Origin of the sequence: Rhodococcus sp. NPDC056516 (assembly GCF_042794655.1) — a bacterium.
GTDB lineage: Bacteria > Actinomycetota > Actinomycetes > Mycobacteriales > Mycobacteriaceae > Rhodococcus_F.
On the sequence record NZ_JBHTTG010000007.1, the window covers coordinates 202,813 to 226,087 of the forward strand.

General features: G+C 60.6%; 25 protein-coding genes and 2 tRNA genes. 16 read left to right on the forward strand and 11 right to left on the reverse strand.

What is annotated here, in order from left to right:
• Positions 1–23 precede the first annotated feature (23 nt).
• Positions 24–1,022: a sugar-binding transcriptional regulator gene (locus tag ACFQ6Y_RS22130; protein WP_378538475.1), complete on the reverse strand. Its 999-nt coding sequence runs from the start codon at positions 1,020–1,022 to the stop codon at positions 24–26.
• A gap of 139 nt (positions 1,023–1,161) precedes the next feature.
• Between ACFQ6Y_RS22130 and ACFQ6Y_RS22135 the strand changes: the two genes are divergently transcribed.
• Positions 1,162–2,172 (forward strand): NAD(P)-dependent alcohol dehydrogenase, encoded by a 1,011-nt coding sequence (locus tag ACFQ6Y_RS22135; protein ID WP_378538552.1) that lies wholly within the window; start codon positions 1,162–1,164, stop codon positions 2,170–2,172.
• Positions 2,173–2,179: 7 nt separating this feature from the next.
• On the forward strand, positions 2,180–3,652 hold the full coding sequence (locus tag ACFQ6Y_RS22140; RefSeq protein ID WP_378538472.1) for a mannitol dehydrogenase family protein: 1,473 nt from the start codon (positions 2,180–2,182) through the stop codon (positions 3,650–3,652).
• Here ACFQ6Y_RS22140 and ACFQ6Y_RS22145 read toward each other — a convergent pair whose 3' ends face one another.
• Positions 3,653–4,171: a DinB family protein gene (locus ACFQ6Y_RS22145; RefSeq protein ID WP_378637189.1), complete on the reverse strand. Its 519-nt coding sequence runs from the start codon at positions 4,169–4,171 to the stop codon at positions 3,653–3,655.
• 117 nt (positions 4,172–4,288) lie between these two features.
• Here ACFQ6Y_RS22145 and ACFQ6Y_RS22150 point away from each other — a divergent pair, with 117 nt between their 5' ends.
• Positions 4,289–4,630 (forward strand): hypothetical protein, encoded by a 342-nt coding sequence (locus tag ACFQ6Y_RS22150; RefSeq protein WP_378637192.1) that lies wholly within the window; start codon positions 4,289–4,291, stop codon positions 4,628–4,630.
• A 194-nt stretch (positions 4,631–4,824) separates the two neighbouring features.
• On the opposite strand, the gene ACFQ6Y_RS22155 is transcribed toward ACFQ6Y_RS22150, so the two are convergent.
• Together ACFQ6Y_RS22155 and ACFQ6Y_RS22160 are read right to left on the reverse strand one after the other, a co-directional pair.
• Positions 4,825–5,172, reverse strand: coding sequence for a hypothetical protein (locus ACFQ6Y_RS22155; RefSeq protein ID WP_378637197.1), 348 nt, complete (start codon positions 5,170–5,172; stop codon positions 4,825–4,827).
• A gap of 518 nt (positions 5,173–5,690) precedes the next feature.
• Entirely contained in the window at positions 5,691–6,407 is a 717-nt protein-coding gene (locus ACFQ6Y_RS22160; RefSeq protein ID WP_378538460.1) for an SGNH/GDSL hydrolase family protein, read from the reverse strand.
• 365 nt (positions 6,408–6,772) lie between these two features.
• Here ACFQ6Y_RS22160 and ACFQ6Y_RS22165 point away from each other — a divergent pair, with 365 nt between their 5' ends.
• From ACFQ6Y_RS22165 to ACFQ6Y_RS22175, 3 genes are all read left to right on the forward strand, one after another.
• Positions 6,773–7,261 (forward strand): hypothetical protein, encoded by a 489-nt coding sequence (locus tag ACFQ6Y_RS22165; RefSeq protein WP_378637201.1) that lies wholly within the window; start codon positions 6,773–6,775, stop codon positions 7,259–7,261.
• Positions 7,258–8,220 (forward strand): hypothetical protein, encoded by a 963-nt coding sequence (locus ACFQ6Y_RS22170; protein ID WP_378538455.1) that lies wholly within the window; start codon positions 7,258–7,260, stop codon positions 8,218–8,220. The genes ACFQ6Y_RS22165 and ACFQ6Y_RS22170 overlap by 4 nt, the downstream gene beginning before the upstream one ends.
• Before the next feature lie 638 nt (positions 8,221–8,858).
• Entirely contained in the window at positions 8,859–9,017 is a 159-nt protein-coding gene (locus tag ACFQ6Y_RS22175) for a hypothetical protein (RefSeq protein WP_378538452.1), read from the forward strand.
• 25 nt (positions 9,018–9,042) lie between these two features.
• Here ACFQ6Y_RS22175 and ACFQ6Y_RS22180 read toward each other — a convergent pair.
• Positions 9,043–9,116: transfer RNA gene (locus ACFQ6Y_RS22180), tRNA-Ile, on the reverse strand.
• Positions 9,117–9,294: 178 nt separating this feature from the next.
• On the opposite strand from ACFQ6Y_RS22180, the gene ACFQ6Y_RS22185 reads away from it, so the two are divergent.
• The 5 genes from ACFQ6Y_RS22185 to ACFQ6Y_RS22205 all read left to right on the forward strand — a co-directional run bounded on the left by ACFQ6Y_RS22185 (position 9,295) and on the right by ACFQ6Y_RS22205 (position 12,574).
• Complete coding sequence (locus ACFQ6Y_RS22185; RefSeq protein WP_003941659.1) at positions 9,295–9,492, forward strand: hypothetical protein; 198 nt, start codon at positions 9,295–9,297, stop codon at positions 9,490–9,492.
• A 132-nt stretch (positions 9,493–9,624) separates the two neighbouring features.
• Complete coding sequence (locus ACFQ6Y_RS22190; protein ID WP_378538264.1) at positions 9,625–10,248, forward strand: HAD family hydrolase; 624 nt, start codon at positions 9,625–9,627, stop codon at positions 10,246–10,248.
• Between the two features lie 767 nt (positions 10,249–11,015).
• Complete coding sequence (locus tag ACFQ6Y_RS22195; protein WP_378637673.1) at positions 11,016–11,507, forward strand: HNH endonuclease; 492 nt, start codon at positions 11,016–11,018, stop codon at positions 11,505–11,507.
• Between the two features lie 57 nt (positions 11,508–11,564).
• Positions 11,565–11,909: a DUF2510 domain-containing protein gene (locus tag ACFQ6Y_RS22200; RefSeq protein WP_378538259.1), complete on the forward strand. Its 345-nt coding sequence runs from the start codon at positions 11,565–11,567 to the stop codon at positions 11,907–11,909.
• An 11-nt stretch (positions 11,910–11,920) separates the two neighbouring features.
• On the forward strand, positions 11,921–12,574 hold the full coding sequence (locus ACFQ6Y_RS22205) for a DUF2510 domain-containing protein (RefSeq protein ID WP_378538257.1): 654 nt from the start codon (positions 11,921–11,923) through the stop codon (positions 12,572–12,574).
• A 125-nt stretch (positions 12,575–12,699) separates the two neighbouring features.
• Here ACFQ6Y_RS22205 and ACFQ6Y_RS22210 read toward each other — a convergent pair whose 3' ends face one another.
• Positions 12,700–12,957, reverse strand: coding sequence for a hypothetical protein (locus ACFQ6Y_RS22210; RefSeq protein WP_378538255.1), 258 nt, complete (start codon positions 12,955–12,957; stop codon positions 12,700–12,702).
• Here ACFQ6Y_RS22210 and ACFQ6Y_RS22215 point away from each other — a divergent pair.
• Positions 12,937–13,434 carry a tyrosine-type recombinase/integrase gene (locus tag ACFQ6Y_RS22215; protein ID WP_378538252.1) on the forward strand — a complete coding sequence of 166 codons (498 nt, stop codon included), beginning with the start codon at positions 12,937–12,939 and terminating at the stop codon, positions 13,432–13,434. The genes ACFQ6Y_RS22210 and ACFQ6Y_RS22215 overlap by 21 nt on opposite strands.
• 53 nt (positions 13,435–13,487) lie before the next feature.
• On the opposite strand, the gene ACFQ6Y_RS22220 is transcribed toward ACFQ6Y_RS22215, so the two are convergent.
• A tRNA-Asn gene (locus ACFQ6Y_RS22220) sits at positions 13,488–13,560 on the reverse strand.
• Between the two features lie 136 nt (positions 13,561–13,696).
• On the opposite strand from ACFQ6Y_RS22220, the gene ACFQ6Y_RS22225 reads away from it, so the two are divergent.
• Entirely contained in the window at positions 13,697–13,948 is a 252-nt protein-coding gene (locus ACFQ6Y_RS22225) for a hypothetical protein (RefSeq protein WP_094273802.1), read from the forward strand.
• Between the two features lies 1 nt (position 13,949).
• Here the strand turns inward: ACFQ6Y_RS22225 and dnaG are convergent, their stop codons facing one another.
• On the reverse strand, positions 13,950–15,869 hold the full coding sequence (gene dnaG / locus ACFQ6Y_RS22230) for a DNA primase (RefSeq protein WP_283304208.1): 1,920 nt from the start codon (positions 15,867–15,869) through the stop codon (positions 13,950–13,952).
• A gap of 72 nt (positions 15,870–15,941) precedes the next feature.
• Between dnaG and ACFQ6Y_RS22235 the strand changes: the two genes are divergently transcribed.
• A complete protein-coding gene (locus ACFQ6Y_RS22235) occupies positions 15,942–17,492 on the forward strand; it encodes a serine/threonine-protein kinase (protein ID WP_378637217.1) in 1,551 nt (516 codons plus the stop codon).
• Positions 17,493–17,505: 13 nt separating this feature from the next.
• Here the strand turns inward: ACFQ6Y_RS22235 and ACFQ6Y_RS22240 are convergent, their stop codons facing one another.
• Positions 17,506–18,804, reverse strand: coding sequence for a deoxyguanosinetriphosphate triphosphohydrolase (locus ACFQ6Y_RS22240; protein ID WP_378637221.1), 1,299 nt, complete (start codon positions 18,802–18,804; stop codon positions 17,506–17,508).
• 5 nt (positions 18,805–18,809) lie between these two features.
• Positions 18,810–19,388, reverse strand: a complete 579-nt coding sequence (locus ACFQ6Y_RS22245; RefSeq protein WP_128638009.1) for a YdcF family protein — start codon at positions 19,386–19,388, stop codon at positions 18,810–18,812.
• 180 nt (positions 19,389–19,568) lie between these two features.
• Here ACFQ6Y_RS22245 and ACFQ6Y_RS22250 point away from each other — a divergent pair, with 180 nt between their 5' ends.
• Together ACFQ6Y_RS22250 and ACFQ6Y_RS22255 are read left to right on the forward strand one after the other, a co-directional pair.
• Positions 19,569–21,635 (forward strand): TPM domain-containing protein, encoded by a 2,067-nt coding sequence (locus ACFQ6Y_RS22250; RefSeq protein WP_378637225.1) that lies wholly within the window; start codon positions 19,569–19,571, stop codon positions 21,633–21,635.
• Positions 21,636–21,734: 99 nt separating this feature from the next.
• Positions 21,735–22,472 (forward strand): polyprenol monophosphomannose synthase, encoded by a 738-nt coding sequence (locus tag ACFQ6Y_RS22255; RefSeq protein ID WP_003944487.1) that lies wholly within the window; start codon positions 21,735–21,737, stop codon positions 22,470–22,472.
• On the opposite strand, the gene ACFQ6Y_RS22260 is transcribed toward ACFQ6Y_RS22255, so the two are convergent.
• Positions 22,447–23,253: a helix-turn-helix domain-containing protein gene (locus ACFQ6Y_RS22260; RefSeq protein ID WP_378637230.1), complete on the reverse strand. Its 807-nt coding sequence runs from the start codon at positions 23,251–23,253 to the stop codon at positions 22,447–22,449. The genes ACFQ6Y_RS22255 and ACFQ6Y_RS22260 overlap by 26 nt on opposite strands.
• Between the last annotated feature and the right edge of the window lie 22 nt (positions 23,254–23,275).

The window sequence follows — 23,275 nt, forward strand, 5'->3', positions numbered from 1 at the left end:
GGACAGCGAAACTCGTGAGAGCGCTACCCTTCGAGCAGCCACTGGGCGCACTCGACATCGGTGACGAGTACGTTTGCCAAACCTCCGCGCAATGCGCCCAGAACGGCCTGGCGTTTGTGTGTTCCCCCCGAAATCAGAATTGTCTGATCGCAGGATTTCACTGCGTCGAGCGGGACGGAGACCGTCCGCTCAGGCAGTGGCCCCTCCACTGGATTTCCGTCGATCGTGTAGAAACGGCCGCCGATCTCACCGACAGCCCCTCGACTTTCCAACTCGTCCAGCATGGTCGAGTCGACGAAACTGCCGGCAAACAAAGTCGTGGCCGTCGAAACAGCACCAACTCCGAAAACCATGATGTCGGAATCTGTTCCAGCCTTCAGTGCCTTCGAGATGACCGAGTCGTTTCGCATCGACTCCACCGTTGCTGGATCGGCATATAGCGGAGCATTGAGGCGAATAGGATTGGCCTGCAACTGTTGTGCGCATCGGCCGATGGTGAAGTCGACACCGGTTTGGTAGTCGGTCACCGTCATGGAGCCGTCAAGTTGTACCACAGCCGAGCACTTCGCCGCCCTGTCTGGCAAAGAACCTGCTACCGCAACAGTTTCCGGGCCCCACGTGAATCCGAGCACGCTCGACGGCTGCAGGCGGCGAACCAGAACTTCCGCTGCACGTCGGCCGAGCGCATCGAAGTCCGGATCGTCCGAGTCCGAATTCGCTTCGGGGACAATCAACACTTCGGCCAACCCGAAGTGCTTCTCCAGCTTCGATTCCAATTCCGTGTTCACCGAACCTTCGAGCTCGGGCGGAACCAAAATCTCGACCCTGACCAAACCTTGCGTCCGCGCCCTGGCCAACAGTCGCCCGGCCGTAGGCCTCGAGACGCCCAACTTCGCTGCAATCTCCGCTTGAGTAGCGCCTTCGAGGTGATACATGGTCGCAGCCCGCAACGCGAGCCGCACATCCTCGGAAGCAGGCAACTTCGACGGCTTGAGTCCTGTGGGCTGAGCCGACTGGTTCACACGGTCTCCTTGTGCATCAGGTTCAAAGTTTCTCGATCGTGAGCAAATGCTCACTAGATGTTCTTATGCTCATTAAGCTAACATCTAGGTTGTGACCCACACAACAGTTTCCGGAGAATCCTTCGATCTACCTGCGACAATTCGGGCAAATGTCCTCATTCAGACCGGGAAGATGCAGATGGTCGAGAGACCGCGACCGTCCCCGAAGGCCGGTGAAGTTCTCGTCCGCATCCACGCCGTGGGCGTGTGCGGGTCGGACGCGCACTACTTTCGCGAAGGCCGCATCGGCTCTTACGTCGTCAACGCACCCCTCGTTCTCGGACATGAGGCAGCGGGACGCATCGCCGCAGTCGGCGACGGCGTCGATCCGGGACGCGTCGGGCAGCGCGTCTCCATCGAACCTCAGAAGCCTGATCCGACAAGTCCCGAATCAAAGGCAGGCAGATACAACCTCTGCCCTCACATGGAGTTCTTCGCAACACCTCCGATTGACGGTGCACTCACCGACTACGTCACGATCGGTGCCGACTTCGCCCATCCAGTCGCAGATTCGGTGTCCTACGAAGCAGCTGCGCTGTTCGAGCCACTGTCAGTAGGGATCGCCTCAGCCCAGAAGGCAGGGATCACGGCTGGCTCTCGAGTGCTGATCGCCGGCGCCGGTCCGGTAGGAATCGTGACGACGCAGGTGGCCAAGGCATTCGGCGCCACGGAAGTCATCGTCTCGGACATCGATGCGGCCCGGCGTGATGTGGCACTGAAATTCGGCGCAACTACGGTCGTAGATCCCCGCGAAAGCGACCTACGCTCTCTCGCCGTCGACGCATTCATCGACGCTTCGGGTGCCACGGCCGCCGTAATCGACGGCATTCACGCCGTTCGGCCGGCTGGGACAGTCGTTTTGGTCGGAATGGGTGCCGACGAGATTCCGTTGCCGGTCCCGATCATCCAGAACCGCGAACTGATTCTGACCGGGGTATTCCGATACGCCAATACGTGGCCGATCGCCGCCGCACTGGTCGCCGCCGGCCGCGTCGATCTGGATTCGATGGTCACTGCACGCTTTTCACTCGAACAGTCGCAAGAGGCCCTGGTGGCCGACCGCATTCCCGGCAGCATCAAAGCCGTAGTCATCGTCGCCGAAGGAGACTAGAACTTTCATGGAACTCAATACGAAGACCTTGCACGACTTCGACACTTCACTCCAAGTGCCGAACTACGACCGGAGCAAAGTCACTACCGGCATAGTGCATTTCGGTGTCGGCGGCTTTCACCGTGCACACCAGGCCATGTACATCGATACTCTCCTGCGACGTGGCGAGGGCTTCGACTGGGGAATCTGCGGTGTGGGAGTGATGCCGTCGGACAAGCGAATGAGAGACGCACTCCGAGCACAGGACGGCCTCTACACCCTGGCACTCAAGCATGCAGACGGAACGCTCGAGGGCCGGGTCATCGGGTCGATAGTCGAGTACCTGTTCGCTCCAGACGATCCGCAGGCGGTGATCGAGAAGATGGCATCCGAATCGACGAAGATCGTCTCCCTCACCATCACCGAGGGCGGGTACAACATCTCGGACAGCACGGGAGAGTTCGACTCGTCCAATCCCGATGTGGTGCACGACCTTGAACCAGGAACACTCCCCCGCACCACCTTCGGTCTGATCTGCGCTGCACTCGCACTCCGTCGAGACCGGGGTCTGACACCGTTCACGATCATGAGTTGCGACAACATCGAAGGCAACGGATCAGTCGCGAGGAAGGCTTTCGGAGCCTTTGCTGCCCTGAAGGATCCCGAACTTGCGGAGTGGATCGAGAAGAACGGCGCCTTCCCCAACTCCATGGTCGACCGGATCACACCCGTCACGACAGCCGAGGTAACCACGGAGATCGCCGAGACGTTTGGCGTCGAAGATCAGTGGCCGGTCGCGGCGGAACCCTTCACCGCGTGGTTCCTCGAGGACGAGTTCACATCAGGCAGGCCCCCTTTGGAGAATGCCGGCGTGAATCTGGTGCCGGACGTTCGCCCGTACGAACTCATGAAACTGCGCCTTCTCAACGCCAGCCATCAAGGCATCGCGTACTTCGGCTACCTTGCCGGATACCGCCTGGTCCACGAGGCATGCCAGGACGAACTCTTGTCAGGGTTCCTGCTCGACTACATGAATCTCGAAGCGACGCCGACCCTTGACCCGGTACCCGGCGTCGACCTCGATCAGTACAAGAAGACCCTCATCGAACGATTCTCGAACCCTCACGTCCGCGACACGATTGCGCGCCTGTGTGCCGAGTCGTCCGATCGAATTCCCAAGTGGCTGTTGCCCGTCATTCGGGAGCAACTCGACGCCGGCGGATCGATCAACCTGTCCACGGCCGTTGTCGCCAGCTGGGCCCGCTACGCCGAGGGCACAAACGAGAATGGCGACCCCATCACCGTCGTTGATCAGATGGCGGACACTCTGGTACCTCTCGCACAAAAACAGTCGAGCGATCCACTGGCCTTCGTCGGGAACCGCCAAATCTTCGGCGATCTCGTGGACGACCGCCGATTTGTCGCAAGCTTCCGAAAGACTCTCGACTCATTGCACTCCGTCGGAGCCAGAAAAACTCTCGAGGAGGTACGTGGGCTCTGACTACGCCGATACGTCGTGGAGGTGATGGATCGGATCGTGAATGAAGTAGGCCGCCAGCGATTCGACGGTGAACGCCGATCCGTCACTGCGGAGGCCCCGTCGTTGGCGGCCACCCTCCGGCACGGTTTCGAAGGCGTTCGCGATCTCCGCAGCAGCGTCCGACAATTCCGATGCCACCGTTGCCGGATCTTGGTCGTTGTACCGCTCGGCCTCAGCTGTTGCGTCCTGATCCCAGTTCTCGAATCTCGGATCGTCGAATTCGAGCATCTGTTCCAACCGCACCTTGAAGATCCTGAACACGTCGCGCACGTGGGCGGAATATTCCAACGCCGACCATGTTTCGCTGTCTGGCCGCACCGTCACGTTCTCGCGTTCGAGCACTTCAGCCCAGGAGGCGGCGTTGGCACGCACCAGATCGGGAACGTCCGTGAATGCGACGCTGGATGAATCGAACCCACACTCGGTGCAAGGGCGTTCGAGGACCCAGGTCCAATTCTTTGTATCCGGGGTGATCGGCATGGATCGAGAATAGTCCGCCAGAGCGGAGTCAGGCTGTTTTGCTTGGCCGATGAAACGAATCGTGCTCAGTATTGCGAATTTCCATAATCGTTTGCGGCATCTGGTTTGATTCGAAACATGCGCTCTTCGCTCGCCTTGGCCATCCTCGCCGCCGGCTTGATGATTGGGGGTTGCGCGACGCCGGCGGTGCAGCAACCCGACACCGCAACGACAACCACCGAAACGGGCGGAACGTGGGTCCGAAGGCTCGATGTGCCCGATTCGATTCACGATATTTGTCAATCGATACTCGAACTGGCCGGCGACTTGGGATACGCGCCGAACGACTCCACACCACCACTGACCCGAGTCTTCAATCACATGCTTGGCCCGAACAAAGATTGGAGGGGCATCGACGCCGAGGGACGCCAACGCATCCAGGAGGCATTCGATAGGGCAGAATCAGGATCTTGCGGTTGAGCAACGCGGGGCGTCCGGTTCGCCTATCGCACAACGGAATTACTAACAACGACGTATGAATGTCATTCCGTTGGTGACAAATATTCGTCCGTCTGCGACGGGTCGGTCACTGGAAATTTCCCAGGGCTTTCAATTCAACTTCAAAGATTCTGTGACGCGATTGTGGCCGAGGCTTCACTTGGTCTCGTCAATCCTCACATGAAGGGCGTCGAGTCGACATGTACCCCTTCCGAACGCAGTAAATGCTCGGCCGCGCGAATCAACAGCGAAAGAGATTCGTACGAGAGTCCCTCGGTTGCGTGCATCAACCTGTCAGGCGCCGGAATTGACCGGTCGCCGGGCACACCCTCGGATCTCCGCGCAGAAAGCACGGTCGAGAGTTCACGTTGATTCACGACCTGACCTGTACTGTCCGCTCGCTCGAACATGGCATTCAGCCGCTCGACCAGCTCCTGCCCTTCATTCGATCGAATAGTGTTGCCGAACAGCCTATTTCGTTGTTCAGATTTGGCACCAGTCGGGATCGAGTCCTTGATTGTCACAGCGTGTTCTCCGTTACGTTGACCTGTCAGGTTGACCAGGGTTGCGACCCGACACAAATTCGCCGAGCCCTTGTCTGCGCCGTCCAACGACGTCGTGCCCATCGACAGCAAAGCGATCCCCCGGCGCCACCGACTTCCGGCAGCGCGACCTCGTAGTTGCTGTTTGTTCACACTCTATCGTTACACTTTAGCAACAACTGTAACTCATCGGCAAGTGCTTTGTTCCGATTGCCCGGTTTGATCACAGTGCCGCAGAAGCAGCAGCTGTGGCGAAAATGCCGACATGATCTGCGCAGTCCCGACCATCTCCGATCAGGCTGCCGTGAAGTTTGCGTCACCGCCAAAGTACAAGAGCGACATTCCGCCAACGAGCTCAAAGCGTAGGTATCACCGCGTCAGGCAACCGCCCAGCCGAGGCCGCGCCCAAAGTCCTCGCTAAAGATGACCTAAGTCCGACAGCACTTTTCACGAAAAAGAGGATCCCGCGTGTGCGGGATCCTCTTTGTTTTCCTTCGGAGCTAGAGACCGAGCGAGTGAAGGTGCTCGCTGATCTTCTCGAACATGAGCCTCTGACCAGCCGGTGTTGGATGCATGCCGTCTTCCTTGAGTAGTGTCGGGTCCGACAGCCAGTTCTCGGTGAGCGCATCGATGAAAGGTAGCTTGTACTGCTCAGCGGCGGAACGGATTCGATCGTTCACGTTGACAGCGGTCTCGGATGGAGGCCGGTTGTCCATGATGGGGCCGATGACTACAACCTTGGCGTCGGGAAGCCGATCTCGTAGCTGCGCATACAACTCCCGAGTCGCATCTCGCACTTCGAGCGGGTACGAAACATCATTTCGACCGCCGGCGATGATGACGACCTCGGGATTCACCGCAACGACCTGATCAATTTTCGCACCGAACGGTAGCTTGCCTTTTTCGGCGTTTCCTTGGACGTAGCCGGTACCACCGCTCGCAAAATCTGCCAGGTACCAGCGACGATCGAAGGCAAGCAGTGCCGGCCAGTGATCTCCCGTCGTGTTCGGAATCGAGTAAGAGTCCCCCAAAATTGCGACCGTGTCGAAGTCGTCGGTAGGGGCATTCAGCGCCGGCGCCAAACTGTCGGCCTGCGATACAGAGGCAGTTGCCCGACTGTCTCGGGATTGCTCGTACGCAAATCCTACGATCACCGCTACGACGGTGAAAACCACGGCACCGATGACGGCGACAGTTCGCTTGTTGGGTTTGATCACCCCGTAAACATACGGGGTCGAATCATGTTGCCTCTGAGCGAGTGTCAAGCATCTGTCGTACCGCTTGAATCGAACTTCGACAAAGGAGCGAAATCCCGCTCTCACAGCGGACTGGGGCCACGCTTGCTGGAAGTTAAGGCGCGGCAAAGCATTCAGGGCACACTGTCCCCCATTCGACGGACCAAAGTCCATTTCCAATTCAACGCTGCGACAATCGGCAATCGCGCAGCTATATTTCGTCGACACTTCAACTACTTTCGATACATCTGCACGGACGCGCGACAACACCCAGTCCCGCGCTCGGCAATCCCCTCGATTTTTCTCATTCGAAGAAACCGGCACCAGATGACAGGAAGAACGTCGACATGCCAGAAGAAGCAAAGCGCAGCAGTCGGCGACTGATCGCGATCGCAGCACTCGCGGTCGTACTCCTCGCGCAAGGCGCCTACTCGTTCGGTGTCCGCCCCGAGCCGTACCCGACAATTCGCATGCCCAGCTTCGGTGGCGTGCCCAATGCAGACGGCGAGTTCAGTGGAAGTGGCTTGGATATCACTCTCCATTACACCGACGGATCCACGATGAGTCCCAACTCAGTAGACCTCGCCGGCGATATTCGCTACTCATCCGCGAGAGCATCACTCGATTATGCGTTCCGCCCCAGCGGGGCAGGCGACCGCAACACCCGAACAGCGGACCCTGAATTGGTCGAATGGCTCCGAAACCGCAGCGTCGAAATCGGAAGTGGTGCCATCCCGGACAGTATCGAGTTCTGCTGGCGCAAAACAATTATCGACATCAACGACGGAACCGTTGCGTCAACTGACCCGTGCGAAACGACAAAGGTTGATCTATGAGAGCCCGTGCGGGAACTCTGTTGTTCCTGCGCGACTACATCGATCAGTTGTGCGAGTCGTACCGCGCGGATGCAAGGTTCCTTGCCGTCATTCGAATCCTCTTCGCACTGTATGTGATCGCGTTTCCCATCGATTACGAGTGGGCGGGCAAGGTTCCGGCGATTCTGTTTCATCCGCAGTCCGGTCCGTTTTCCGTGCTGTCGCCACCGCCTTCCGAGAGCTTCCTCGTCGGCCTCGAAGTCATCCGTTTCATCCTGGCATTAGCCCTTCTCGTCGGCTATCGAACGATGTTCGTATCCGTCGCGATGACAGTCGTGCTGGTGACCGGTAGCGGGATCGTTCATTCCTTCGGCAAGGTCGATCACTTCATTCTGTTCGAGCTCTTGCCTGTGGCTATGGCCGCTGCTGGATGGGGCGCCACATTATCCCTCGACGCACGACGCTCACGTACACAACGCAAAGCACCCCGGACCAGCGGGCTGCCGATGCTCATCTGGGCTGTAACGATCGCCTACGCCCTGTTTACGGCGGCACTACCGAAAGCTGTGTCGGGATGGTTGAACCCTGAATTGCAGGCAACCCGGGGCTATGTGGCACGAGACGTGGCTGACCCGACCAAGCTCGGCCCGTTGACATACGAACTATTCGACATTCACGCGATGTGGCTCTGGAAGGCACTCGACTACGCCACTGTCTTCGCCGAAGGATGGTTGATCGTTGCCGTCCTCTTCCCTGCGTTGTTCAGGATCGGGATTGTCGTCCTGCTCGGATTTCACCTCGGGGTTTACCTCGCGTTGGGCATTGAGTTCGACAGCTACATCTTTGTGTATCTGCCGTTCCTGTCGGCACCTGCCGTATGGATAGCCAAGCGAGCCCTAGGCAGAAAGCCCGATAGCGCTAACAAGTCGGCGCCGGATACTCAACGTCAAGTGTTTCCCGCCAGTTCGGACGCACCGTAGATCTACTCCGCGGGCGCGGACCTTCCGACATAGTTCGTGAGTACCCCAGCGCAGGTTGGCGATCCTCAGGCCCCTCAGCCGCGGGATCAAACAAACCTGTTGTCTCCCAATTAGATTCCGAGCATTTCTACATTCCATGGACATTCGGTCCGCAGACTGACGCCCTGATCGCCGATTCGGCGCCATTCGGGCTTCACTTCGCCTGTTGAGGGCAGCCGAGCCGCGGGGGGTCGGCTCGACTGCCTGCACCTACACCAGGCGAAGATGGTTTTCGTGCCGGCTAACTGTTCAACCAGCGTAAGTCGACGCTCGGGGTGTCGCTGGAACGCATCGTCGTCACCTGTAGGTCGGGCTCGCGCCAGCAGGTACAGACAATTGTTCAGTGAACCCTGAGGTCGATCTTCGAAATCATCTTCGATCGCCGTGCGTAGGTACATCTAGAGCGTGACACTTCGTCAGGTTGAGCACATACGCTGAATTGCCCGGATCGGTACCTATTTTCCTTCGCCTTCCGAGTGGTCGCTGTCTCGGTCACATCCAGAAGCGCTGCACATCCGACTCTGTCGGGAAATTGGTCATATGAATCCGAGACTTTCACCTCATCTGGAATCGACGATCATGATGCGACGATTCCTTGCGTGACCACGAATGCTCGACTCAGGCGCAACCGCAGGCGCATTGCCAGGCGATTCAATCCCAACAACCGGTGGGCAACTGTCCTGGTGGTTGCACTCTGCGCACTTGTCGCCTTGGCGATCGTCTGCAGCATGCTCTTCGACAAAAGTCATTGGGGCTGAGCCGCGGGCTCGCGGCACCTGAATGTGGGGCGGGCGGGGCTCGAACCCGCGACCAATGGATTATGAGTCCACGGCTCTAACCGACTGAGCTACCGCCCCATCCGTGACGCGCTGCATCACGGCGAATCCGAATGTTACCGGCACATCCGACGCGGATCACAATCGGGCAGGCGGTGACGCGTTGCACTCTTTCGAGTCGAGTCTTCCAAGGTTGGTCGGCACAGGCGCAATGAGCCGATACCGTGGGAGTGCACACCCCACGGAACAGGATCACCACATGAAGCTTGCACTGACCGAATTCAAGAACTCGAAGGCTACGATCCGGATCATCATGTCCGACGGCGCCAAGCTGAACGGCACCGTCACCGATTTCACCGAAGACACTCTCGTTCTCAATTCTCCGAACGGTGTCTACTACATCAACCCCAGCCACATCATCCGACTGTTCGAGCCGTCGGATCGCGCAGCGAAGTAAGCGCACCGGCCGAACAGTTCGACGGTTCCACCGAAAGCCCGACGCAGATTCTTGCGTCGGGCTTTTGATGTATTCGTCGCCAACATCTTCGAGCCGCGTTCACGGGTGCTGATGACGCCTATCCTCTGCGACATGGCGAACGACAGCGCACGACCTGAACTCGTTTTGTTCGACTTGGGTGGTGTGCTGTGTCGGTTCGAACCTGATCTTCGCGCCGCAGAACTGGCAACGGCCATCGGCGTCACTGAAGAAGAAATCCATGCCCTGGTGTTCGAGTCCGGGTTCGACCAGGAATGCGATCTCGGTCTTCACTCCGAAGACGCGATTCTGGAACGCTTTCGAGCGTTCGGGTTTCCTGGAAACCGCGACGACCTACGCCGAGCATGGGCCAAGGCCTTCATCCCGGACCCCGCAGTCATCGATCTCGCAATCGCGCTTCGAAGTGAGGGGGTTGCGGTCGCCACACTCTCCGACAACGGACCTGTCCTTTTGGCCGCCATCGAGAGTGTCGTAACGCCATCGGCAATCGACGAGCATGTTTTCTCCTGCATGCTCGGAGCCACCAAACCCGACCCTACGGCCTTCCTGGCCGCGCTGAAGTTTCTCGATGCGCGCCCTCAACAGACCTTCTTCGTCGACGACAACCCGATCAACGTCCTCGGCGCTCGACAGCTGGGAATTCGCGGTGCACAAGCAAACAAGGCGGCAGACGTTGAATCGGCACTTCGATTGGTGGGTCTGCTGCAAACGCACTAGCGGCGACGAATACAAGAAAGCCCCTCACCCGATTTCTCAGGTGAGGGGCTTTGCTGCTTCCTTGGCTGGACTCGAACCCACAACTGTCCGATTAACGTCCAGGTCAAAGGCATACTGGGGCGGGACTAGCCGCGGGAATCTGGGAATGTCGGGGGTAAACGGGAGCCGTCGGCGGTAGCCGGTGCACGACTTGTGACAACTACGTGACAATTTCTTGCCGAGTGAAGCGTCGGCACTCCCTTACCGGCGTCCGCACTGTCTGGTATGTATCTCCCATGGCAGACAAGTGGCTCAAAGCCTTTCGGTCGGCAGGCGATGGCTGCGCACGATGTGGCACCAAAACTCGATTGCTCCAGAGCTATTGCCCCGAGTGCAAAGCTTTCGTGAACTCGACGCTCACGCAGTACTCCGCGGCAGCGAGGAACGTACTGGCACACTCAGGCCCCCTTGGACCTGAATGGATCACATTGCATGAATGGCTGTACGGCGCGCGCATCCCCCGGAAACATGCACTCGACACCATTCGTGCGGATGCACTCTCTTGGCTCAACAGATACGCCACATATGCCCTCAGTGATGGCGTCATCACCGACGACGAACTCGCCACCTTCCGACAAGCAGCCCGCGCTCTAGAGCTGGAACCAGCTGCGGTCACCCACATCGAATCTCAACTACTCAGAGAGCAGATGCTCGGTGAGATCCGCCAAGGTCGCCTACCAACCGTTCAAATCCCAGGACTCCATCTGCCCACCGACGAATACTGCTACATGGTCGCCGGCGCAACTCGCTGGCGAGACCTCCAAGCTGGCCCCACCCCGTCCCAGGGACAACTAGCGATCACCAACCGCAAGATCCGGTTCATAGCTCAACAGCATGGCGGCGAAATCCCACTAAGCAAGGTGCAGCGAGCGTCATACCTGGACCGGACCACCGTGCTCATCGAGTCGACAGCCCGATCACTCAGCGGGCGCTTCTCGGTTCCCGACGCTGAATACACATCCATCCTCGTGGACACTGCACTTCGGATTGATCGCCGAATCCTCCTACCGGACAATGGGGACCGGCCATCAAGGCACATACCAGCGCACGTCAAATCTGCTGTCTATCGGCGAGACCGTGGGGCTTGCGTGGAATGCGGCGCGAATTCTTACCTTGAATACGATCACATCATTCCGTTCTCCAGAGGAGGCGCGAGCACTGAAGGCAATGTTCAACTGTTGTGCCGGGCGTGCAATCTAGCGAAGGGCGCCAGGGTTTAGTTCCACAATGTCCGGACTGTCTGGTATGTATTACGGACACTTCCCGAAAGGCCAGTCATGGACGATAAGCGAGTTCGCGGCGCCCTCTACCTTGCAGGCGTGCTTGCTTTCGCGATCATCGTTGGTGGCGGCGCATTGGACGAAACATCACCAGCGCAAATATTCCTGTTCCTGATCTTCATCGTCCTCCCGATTACATTCGTCGCCCTCGTGATCCGCGCGCTCATCAGAGTGGGCGACAAGCGGCCACCCGCGGTGCAGTTCGTCGCACCACCATCAGGCTTGAGTGCGGGCTGGTATCCAGATCAGCAGAACCCCGCATGGATCCGTTGGTACGACGGCGTTCAATGGACGCACCACGTCCAGCCGGCAACGGCTCCCCCGCCCCCACCGAATTACTGAAAGACGCGACGATGAACTCACAGCCCGGCTGGTATCCGGACCCGCGAATCCAGGGCATTCAGCGGTACTGGAACGGACTCCAGTGGTCAGACGCCACACGGCCAACCCTCATGCCCGTATCCCCTGTGTTGACCCAAAAGAAGAGCGTCGCTGCCTCAAATATCAAAGCAGTCGTCATCATCGGGCTTATCGTCGTCGCCACATTGATCGTCGCTGCGGTCGTAAACGATGCACTGAACCCGCGCCAGGCGGAGCAACAACAGCAACAGCAAGCCCTCAGTACGCGCGACGACCTTCAATCAGATCAGACCATTCTCGATGCCTCGACCTACGAAGAGATCACACAACGTGATTTCGAATTGATCTTGAAGGATGTCTCAGCTCAGTCTGGACGACGCATCATTCTGTACGGATCAATCCGCCAGTTTGATTCTGCAACCGGACCTGACCGATTTTTAGCGGATGTCGGTACGTCTGCGTTGGGCGTAGGTAATTTCGAATCTGCCCACTTGATCGGTAACTCGGCCACGTTGAAACCGTTCGTCAAGAATGACAGAGTGAAGATGCATGTCGTGCTAGATGGCGAGTATTCATACACCTCGACCGCGGACTTCAAGTTCACTGTCCCTCAGTTCCAGGTCGGGATCATCGAACTCGCAGAGTAGCTGCCACATCCCGAAGGCCCCACCAAACGGTGAGGCCTTCTCTGCTTCTGAGTGTTTATTTGCGGGTCATAGTATGACTTATCCATCTAATTCGGTCACATTATGACACCGAATGAAACAACCACTCATTGTGTATTCCAGACGTAGTCGACGCGGTGTGGGTCGAGTCCGTCACGACCGCGGCGGTCGGTGGTGGGGTTGCCGGTGAGGTGGTCGACGATGATTGACACGACATCGCGGCGCCGGCGCTTGTCCGCTTCTTCGCACCTCTTCACGATGTCCTCCGCTGACGGTTCGGGCAGGTCGATGAGGACTTCCCGTTGCGCCATCTTCAGTTCGGTTGCGGCGATGTTCGCTTGTACATGTTCGGTGCTAGCGCGCATGGTTTCACGGTCGATGAGGCCGGCGGCGAAGCCATCGACCAAGAGGACGCCAAGTCAAGCGCATCGGGCCGAACCTTGCCTCTGCCTCAACCACTCGCCGACGAACTCAAAGCCGCGAAACGACAACAAGCGGCCGAAAAGCTAGCGTTCGGCGCAGGCTACGGCGACGGCGGATATGTCGCCTGCAACGAAGCCGGACAACCTCTGCACCCCGACACCCTCACCAAGCGATGGAAATCGAACCTCGCAGATTTGGACATCGCTCAGGTTGGGCTCCGCGATGCCCGACACACCTGCGGAACCCTCATGCACCTCCAGGGAGTCCCGATCGCGGTTATCGCAGAGTGGCTTGGTCACGCCGATAGTTCGTTCACAATGCGGACCTACACGCGCTCGCAGACCGACGCTCTTGCTGCGGCTGCGACGAGTTTGGGATCGCTTGTGACAATCCGTGACAACGAACCGAAATCTTCCTAGAAACGAAAAAATCCCCGACCCGCATTTCTGCAGATCAGGGACTCTTTCCAACGCTCCCCCGGCTGGACTCGAACCAGCAACCGTCCGATTAACAGTCGGAAGCTCTGCCAATTGAGCTACAGGGGATTGTCTTGCTCGCTTCGCCCGTTCCGGCGTTGCCTGAGAAACTGTAGCGAATCCTCCACCGAAGTACCAAATCGCCTGCCCAGCGAGTCATCAGGCAGGATGGAGTCAGGACGATCGGTGCTGGAGGGAAGCAGGAATGATGCGTTTGTTGATCGGTGTTGCAGCTGGGTACGTCCTGGGAACCAAAGCGGGCCGCGCACGATACGAGCAGATCAGCCGGGCCGCGAAGGCGGTGGCCACTAGTCCGGCCACCAAGAAGGTGTTGGATGCGTCACGGCAGAAGCTGGCCGACTCACTGAGTACTCAGCCCAAGCTCGAGCCGATGAAGCCGCTCAACGAGGAGACCACGATTCTGGTCCCCCACGACCAGTTGAAGAAGAACCGCTAGGTCAGACGCTTTGATCGCCGACAGCCTGCTCACGCAGCTGTCGGCGATACTGCTCCAGCGCCACGAGATCGCCGAACAGCGAGTTGTACTCCTCCGGGGCCGCAGCCGGTGAGACGCGCTGAAGCTTGGATTTGAGGTCGGCAACCTGTTCGCCAACCCACGCTTCCTGCAGCCGGGCGAGCACTCCGTTGATGTAGCGCGGAACCGTGTCTTCGTCGCAGGGCATGGGTTCGACGGCCAGCTCCGATACAACCGAGGCCACCGTCATGTCTTCGACGCCCTTGGTGACGACTTCGATCCACTCGGCGCCGCCGAGTCCCTTGCTCGTTCCGCCGGCGTCTGCCATTGCCTGCCTGATCACGACGTAGGCGGGGTGGGTGAAGGTCTCGGGTGGCAACGAGTCGAAGACACTGCCGGCGACGCCAGGGTGCTGCAACGCGGCCTTGAGGACAGCTCGCTGCGTCGAAAGCCCCGGGTCGTTGGGCCGTGGCCTGGAGATTCCGATCGGCAAGGCAAGCGCATCTGCGGCAGGTGGGTCGACAACCTGACGACGCTTGGGCGCCGGTGAAGATCCACGCGTCGACGCCCGTTTACGAGCTTCGTCACGCACGCGTCGTCGGACGGATGGAAGATCGTCCCAACCGACCCATCCGCAGAGCAGATTCGCGTAGCTGTCGCGCAGAGTTGATTCCTTGATCTGCGCAACGACGGGGACCGTACGACGCAGTGCTTCGACGCGCCCTTCAGCCGTCTCGAGATCGTGCTCGGTGAGTATCGACTTCACCACGAACTCGAACATCGGCGTACGCCTCGCAACAAGGTCGCGAACGGCGGCGTCACCGGACTCGAGGCGAAGATCGCACGGGTCCATTCCGTCAGGAGCGACGGCCACGAAGGTCTGCCCGGCCATCTTCTGATCGCCTTCGAATGCCTTCATCGCGGCAGCTTGCCCTGCGGCATCACCGTCGAAGGTGTAGATGATCTCACCGCGAAAGTAACTGTCGTCCATCAGGAGTCGGCGGAGCATCGCAAGGTGCTCCTCACCGAAGGCGGTTCCACACGAAGCAACGGCGGTCTTGACGCCGGCCAAGTGCATCGCCATGACGTCGGTGTACCCCTCGACGACTACAGCCTGGTGCCCCTTGGCGATGTCGCGCTTGGCGAGGTCCAAGCCGAACAGGACCTGAGACTTCTTGTAGAGGATCGTTTCCGGCGTGTTGACATACTTGCCCGGCATGGTGTCGTCGTCGAAGAGCTTGCGGGCGCCGAAGCCGATGACGTCACCGGCAACGCTGCGGATCGGCCAGAGCAGGCGGCGATGGAACCGGTCGATCGGACCGCGCCTCCCTTCTTTGGACAGCCCTGCTGCTTCGAGCTCCTTGAACTCGAATCCCTTGGACATCAAGTGTTTTGTGAGAGTGTCCCAACCTTCGGGCGCGTATCCACATCCGAATTGCAGGGCTGCTGCCCCGTCGAAGTTTCTCTCGGTGAGATAGTCGCGGGCCGCCTGGGCATCGGGTTCGCGCAGTCGGGCGGCGTAGAACTCCTGAGCCGCCGCGTTCGCCGCAATCAAGCGTGCACGGGTGCCGCGATCGCGCTGAACGGACGGTCCGCCACCCTCGTACGAGATCGTGTAGCTGAGTCGATCCGCCAACTGCTCGACGGCCTCGACGAAGCTGATGTGGTCCATCTTCTGCAGGAACGAGTACACGTCACCACCCTCACCGCAGCCGAAGCAGTGATAGAGGCCGTGGTTGGGTCGTACGTGAAACGACGGTGACTTCTCGTCGTGGAAGGGACACAAACCCTTGATCGAATCGCCACCGGCACGCTTGAGTGAAACGTATTCACCGACGATGTCCTCGATGCGAGTGCGTTCGCGAATGGCCGCGATGTCTCTGTCAGAAATTCGGCCCGCCACGTACATCAGTCTAGGCGGTCCCCCGACACCTCCTGACAACGATATGTTGATGGCCGACTCTGCACCGCAGCGATGGGACCGACGATGACTGAAAACGCCGCGAGCTCGCACGAAGGGCGATCGGGAACTCGATTCGGCGTGTACGAGCTGCGTCGTCTGCTCGGTCGGGGCGGAATGGGCGAGGTGTACGAGGCGTACGACACCTCGAAGGATCGCCTGGTCGCTCTCAAGTTGCTCCATCGCGAGCTCGCGGCCGACCCGTCATTCCAAGCTCGTTTCCGCCGAGAATCTCGCACCACCGCCGCCCTGAACGAACCGCACGTGATCCCGGTGCACGACTGGGGCGAGATCGACGGAGTTCTCTTCATCGACATGCGATTGGTCGAAGGCCACACATTGCGAGCCGAGTTGACCGAGTTCGGCAGACTCACCCCGGCGCGAGCCGTCGACATCGTCTCGCAGATAGCGTCAGCGCTGGACGCAGCGCACGCGCGCGGACTCATCCATCGCGACGTCAAACCAGACAACATCATTCTCACGAAGACCGGCTTCGCCTACCTCGTGGACTTCGGAATCGCATATTCACAGACAGACACGAAAATCACCACCGAGGGAAGCGCGGTCGGTTCGTATGCGTACATGGCGCCGGAGCGATTCGGTATCGAAATACCGACGGCCGCAGCGGATGTCTACTCCCTTGCTTGTGTTCTCTACCAGTCCGTCACCGGAACAACGCCTTTCAACACCACAAGCATCGGTCATCTCGTCAATTCGCACCTGAACGCTCCGCCGCCGCGCCCCACCCTGACGGTTCCGTCGCTCCCGCATCGTTTTGACACTGTCGTGGCCCGCGGTATGGCAAAGGATCCCGCACACCGCTATCCGACCACCGGAGCGCTCGCACTCGAAGCGCGGCAAACCCTCTCGGCCGACAACGCCACCAGTGCGGCCGGCGGACTGCAATCCACAATCGTCGGGCCGCCCACCTACACCACAGTGAATCCCGCTTACGGGAACTACACGCACATCGCGACAAAGACCAAGCGAAACCGAGCCCCGATCGCGATCGGGGCGGCTGGAGTTGCACTCGTTCTGGCCGCAGGAGGCACGGCGGCTTGGGCGATACTGGGAAGCTCGGGCCCCGAATCACCAACCGCTGTAGCAGCTTCCACCGCCACGGCGGAACCGGCACCCATCCAGGAGCCGGTCAGAACGCCAAACCTGGAGCCGTTGCCCACCGCCGGACAGCAGGCAACCACGACCACGCGGGTGTCCACCCCGTCCACGAAGAACGGCGATCTCGGGGTGAGCAAGCCGATCACCGTCCCCTCGTGCAAGGGAACCGGAATCGTGGTGTTGGCCAATGCCACCGATCCGGCCACGTATGCCAGCGAGATTCAGAACTACCTTGACGCGTTCCCCGGCTCGAAATACCTGCGCACAGACCAGTCCTGCCCGTCACTGCGTCAAGTCTCGGATTCCGGGACTGCGATCTACACCGTGTATCGCGAATCCGGAAACAGCGAGTCGAAGATCTGCAAGGACGTCCGGGCAGCAGGCGGCGACGCTTACGGCAAGTGGCTCGACACCACGACCGACCCGTCGACGCGAATGACCTGCTGAGAGCGCGGCCGGCTCAGCCCCAACTGGCCTGCGCGCCCAGGCTCGCCTTGTCCACCCGCTCCAGCCGACTTTCCGTGTACGACGCGATCTGATCCACCACCACGCGGACCCGAGCACCGTCGTCCGCGGCGCGCTCCCATGCGGGCAGCAGGATCGGATCGAGCCCGGCGGGCGCCGTGGCCAACAACCATTCCGCGACGCGATGCACACGATCACGTTGCCGATCCTGACGCGCCTTGTGCCCGGCGTCGGACATCACGTAGTAGAGCGCCACGGTCTTGAGCAACGCCACCTCGGATGCGACGGCCTCGGGTATGTCGAGGTCGGCTTGATAGCGCGAGAGGGGTCGGTTGCCGTTTGTCTGCCGTGTGCTGGCGATCGCGGCCGTGGCGAAGCGTCCCACCAATTCACTTGTGAGGTTCTTCAACGCGACGGAACTTCCCAGCGTCCCGTCGAAACTTCCGACTCCGCGTACGACCGGGAGTTCGGACAACCGTTGAGCGGCTTCGATCAGATCGTCGACTACCAAGCCGCGGAACTCGGAGGCCCCCAGCTCAGCCAGTGCGCGCTGCTCGGACGGATCAGCAAGCGAGCGAAGGTCGATCCGGCCTGCGATCACCCCGTCCTCCACGTCGTGCACGGAATAGGCGATGTCGTCAGCCCAGTCCATGACCTGAGCTTCCAGGCATTGCCGACGCTCGGGCGCACCCTCGCGAACCCAGGCGAGCACCTCTGCGTCGTCGTCATATGCGCCGAACTTCGCGCCGGGCTCAGGCCGGGTCCAGGGGTACTTGATGGCCGCGTCGAGTGACGCCCTGGTGAGATTGAGGCCGGCACTCAGACCGTCGGGGCGCAGGATCTTCGGTTCGAGGCTGGTCAGGATCCGCAGATTCTGCGCATTGCCTTCGAAACCGCCGCAGTCCTTGGCGACTTCGTCGAGCGCCTTCTCGCCGTTGTGCCCGTACGGCGGGTGCCCGATGTCGTGTGCGAGACCCGCAAGGTCCACCAAATCCGGGTCGCAACCGAGCCCGTCGGCGATCCCTCGCCCGATCTGTGCGACTTCCATCGAGTGTGTCAGCCGCGTGCGAGGTGTGTCGCCGTCGCGCGGGCCGACAACCTGGGTCTTGTCGGCCAAGCGTCGCAAAGCCGCGGAGTGCTGGACCCTGGCGCGGTCTCGCGAGAAGTCCGAACGATGCTGCGCCGCTGCGATCTGCGAACCCGGCAACCCCGCTCGCTTCGGCGCCTCGACGACACGACGTTCGAGGTCGTGTTCGGAGTAGGTGCCGCCTCCGTAGGTGGTGTGAGCTGTCATGGTTTCTATTGCCCTGCCGTGTAGGGGAAATCTGCCGAGAAGTGTGTGAGCTGATACCAGAGCAGCGCGCCGGTTTCGCGAGCGATTCCGTGCAACTGGGATTCGCGGGTGAACACGGCCGGGCCCTGACGAGTCGGTGCGGTCCACGCCTGAAGTCCCGTGTCGCGGGCCATCGTCCGGGTGCGCAACGAGTGCCACGGGTCACTGACCAGGACGGCGGAATTGATGCCCTGCGAGGACATCTCGGCACTCACCGCATCGATGCTGAGCAGAGTGTCCGAACCGGTCTCCACAGCGGTGATCGCACTCGACGGAATCCCTCGATCGGTCAGATACATCTTTCCCGACGCCGCTTCGGTGTACTCGTCACCTTCTTGTTTACCGCCGACGGTGATGATCTGCGGAGCCACTCCGCGCTTGTACAGCTTGTACGCCTGTTCGAGTCTGGCTTCGAAGACCGACGACGGAGTGCCGGAATACTGAGCTGCGCCCAGAACGACTATCGCGTCGGCCGGCCGCGTGTCGTCGATGCGGGCCACCTGCCACACCCGGAATGCGGTACCGCCGACCAGGACCACCGCCATCAACACGGCGCCGGCGATCAATCGCCGCGTCCAACGAGCCAATCCTGCACCGAAGCCGCCCGCCCGTGAGGGTGATGGATCGTGGGGGCGGTTACCGAAAGCAGGTTTCACTCCCGCAATTCTGCCAGTTCGCAGCGATCTCCTCCGATGCCGACGCGCCACAACGGATAGATTTGCGTCATGGCCCTCGCACCACACTTCGCGCAGTTGTCCTCTGTAGAGCAGAGTCGGACAACCACCCGACCCGTTCGGCGCTGGGGAAGCGCCGCCGTCGTCGCCGCGATTATCGCTTTGTTGGCGCTCGTCTTCAGCCCTGCGCTCGCCTCGGCGGACGCCCCGATGGTGTTGCCGAATCACATCACCGATACCTCTGGGGTTCTCGACGCCGGTCAACGCAGCGACATCCAAGCCGCGATCGATCAACTCAGCGAGGACCACCAGATCGATTTGTGGGTCGCATTCGTCCCCGACTTCAACAACCTCGGCGGCCAGGCGTGGGCACAACAGACAGCCACCAAGTCGACGCTGAGCACGAAGTCCGTCCTGCTTGCAGTTGCCACGGCCGAGCGCGCGTACTACCTCGATGTTCCGGCCGAACTCAGCAACATCTCCGATTCCGACATCGAGTCGATCAATTCGAACGCGGTGGAACCGGCTCTCGCCGAAGATGATTGGACCGGCGCGGCAATTGCAGCGGCCGGTGCACTCGGCGACGCGAACAACACGAGCGGCGGAATGGGAGTCGGAACACTCCTGATCGCGGGCGGCGCTGTGGTGGTCGGAACGGGCGGTGTGGTCCTGTACTCACGCAAGCGCAAGAACGACAAGAACAAGGCAAGCGTGGAGGCCGCAAAGAACATCGCCCCCGACGACCTTGCCAGCCTCAACGCACTCCCGCTGCCCACACTCGACGAACGCGCGAAGGAAATCCTCGTCGAGACGGACAACGCGATCGCCGGCAGCCAGGAAGAGCTGGATCTGGCCCGCAGCGAGTTCGGAGATTCCGCTGTGGCGCCCTTCTCCGCGGCTTTCGACAAGGCCAAGGCCACCCTCGCCGAAGCCTTCGCGATCAGGCAGCGGCTCGACGACGCCATCCCGGAAACTCCCGACCAACGCCGTCAGATGCTGATCGACATCATCTCCTCGTGCGGTCGAGCCGACCAAGAACTCGAAGCTCGCGTCGACGAGTTCGACGGGCTTCGCGACCTTCTCATCAACGCCCCGGCACGCCTCGACGCTCTGACGCAGAGTGTTGTTGCTCTCAGCGTGCGCTTACCCGAGTCCGAGGCGATTCTGACCAAACTGAAGGATCAGTTCCCCGCGCCGACGCTGGCGTCGGTGGTGAACAACGTCACGATGGCGAGCGAACGCTTGACGCTCGCCGAGAAGTCGATCGAAGAAGGTCGAGACGCCACGGCGCTGCCGGCCGGCAAGCAAGGCGCCGCCGTCACCGCAATTCGGACGGCCGAAGCAGCTCTCGAGCAGGCCCGCAAGCTGCTCGACGGCGTCGATCACGCCGCCGACGACATCCGAAACGCCATCGCGACACTTCCGTCCGCGATGGAGGACGTCCAGCAGGGCATCACCGCTGCGGACGCTTACCTGGCGCAGGGCGGGCAGAAATTGGCGGACGCGAAGGCCGCGGCTCAGTCGGCGTTGGCCAATGCTCAGACGTCCAAGGACAACGATCCGCTGACGGCGTTCAACCAGATCGTCGCGGCCGACGCCCAACTCGACGCGCTGCTTGCCGACGCTCAGGAGCAGAAGCAGCAACTCGAACGGGCGCAGCAGCGCCTCGCCCAGGACATTCTGGCCGCACAGGCCCAGGTGACCGCTGCCGGTGACTTCCTCGGAACCAGACGCGGCGCCATCGGGGCCGAGGCCCGCACTCGCTACGCGGAGGCTCAGCGGCACCTGCAGGCCGCCCAACAATTGCAGACTTCGGATCCGTCGAAGGCGCTCCAACACGCCCAGGCAGCGACCACCTTGGCGACGCACTCACTTCGCGCCGCGCAGAACGACGTCAACACCTGGGAAGCTAGCCAACGACCCCGCGGTGGTGGCGGCGATGCGACGGGAGCGATTCTCGGTGGGATCCTGATCAACAGCATTCTGCGAGGCGGCGGAGGACCCCGCTCGTACGGCGGGCCGAGCAGCAGTGGGCGCTCCGGACGCGGGGGCGGCGGCGGTGGTTTCGGCGGCGGCGGCGGTGGCCGAACGAGCCGAGGCGGCGGCGGCCGGTTCTGACGGATCCCGTCGAGGTAGTAAAATCCGTACTTTGTTCACGACCGCACTCGTCGTACGCTTCATCCGGCAAGTCGGGATCACAGATCATACGAAGGTGTTATGGAAAGCGTCGCCCCGCAGATAACCGTCGTTGTACCTACATACAACGAGCGTGAGAACCTGCCAAAGCTCGTCGATCGCCTCGCCGCGTTGAAGATCCCGAACCTGCACGTCCTCGTGGTGGATGACAACTCCCCCGACGGTACGGGCGAGGTTGCCGACAAGTTGGGTATCGACGGCCCCATTCCGGTGGGAGTACTTCACCGCACGGTCAAGGACGGTCTCGGTCGTGCTTACGTCGCGGGCATGAGCCGGGCTCTGGCGGAGAACGCAGACATCGTCATTCAGATGGACGCAGATCTCTCGCACCCGTCCGAAGCGATCCCCGCCATGATCGAGATTCTCACCACCACCGATGCGGCAGTCGTTCTCGGCTCCCGTTACGTCGAAGGCGGCGCAGTCGCCGGCGACTGGCCGTGGCATCGCAAGGCACTGTCAGCCTGGGCAAACTTCTACGTCAACGCCATTTTGCGACTTCACGTCAAGGATGCGACCGCCGGCTTCAAGGCGTGGCATGCAAAGACCTTGCGCGACATCGACGTCGAATCGGTGCAGAGCAACGGCTACGCGTTCCAGGTCGAGATGAACTACCGAGTTGTTCAGCGGGGCATGAAGATCGCCGAAACGCCCATCCGCTTCGAGGAGCGCACCGAAGGCGTCTCCAAGATGAGTCTCTCGGTTCAGTTGGAGTCGGCTCTGGTGCCGTGGAAGCTCAAGTTCGGCAAGAAGTCTCTGTGACCTCGGCGGCCGATCGAAAGTAGTCGGCCGTCTGCTTGTCCGACGGGTAGAACGATTCGATCGCAATCTCTGCGAGCGTGACGTCGCGCGGCGTACCGAACACTGTGGTGGTGCTGAACATCGCCAGTTCGGTATCGCCGGCGCGTACACGCAACGGAACCAGTAGCGAATTCGCGCGGTCGTCGTGCCAGTCCCCTCCGCTCGGGTAGGTGCGCAGCTCGTCGAGCAACGACGACAACTGCGCATCGGCACTCACCTCCACTTCCCGCGCCAGTCTCGCGAGCAGGTGCGTCCGCCACTGCGCGAGGTTGACGATCCGCGGCGCCATTCCCTCGGGATGCAAACTCAACCGCAAGACGTTCACCGGTGGTTCCAGAAGGAACGCAGCGGCGCCCTCGGTCAAAATTCCCACGGCCTGGTTCCCGGCTACCATCTCCCACTGCTGATCGACGACCACGGCCGGATACGGGTCATGCGCGTCGATGATGCGATCGATGGCCTCACTCACTGCTGACATCGGCGCTTCCGCCAACGACTTCTGCGAGTACTCCGGCGCGTGACCACTTGCCAGTAGAAGCGTGTTCTGTTGCCGTAGAGGAACATCCAGGCAATCAGATAGGTGAAGAATCATGTCCCGACTGGGTTTGGAGCGGCCGGTTTCGATGAAGCTCAGATGTCTGGTCGACACTCCTGCCGTTGTCGAGAGACCCAACTGAGTGAGCCTTCGCCGCTCCCGCCACCGTTTGAGTTCTGTGCCAACGTCCATCGTCTCGAAGGTCATTCCCCCACGGTAGCGACCCGAG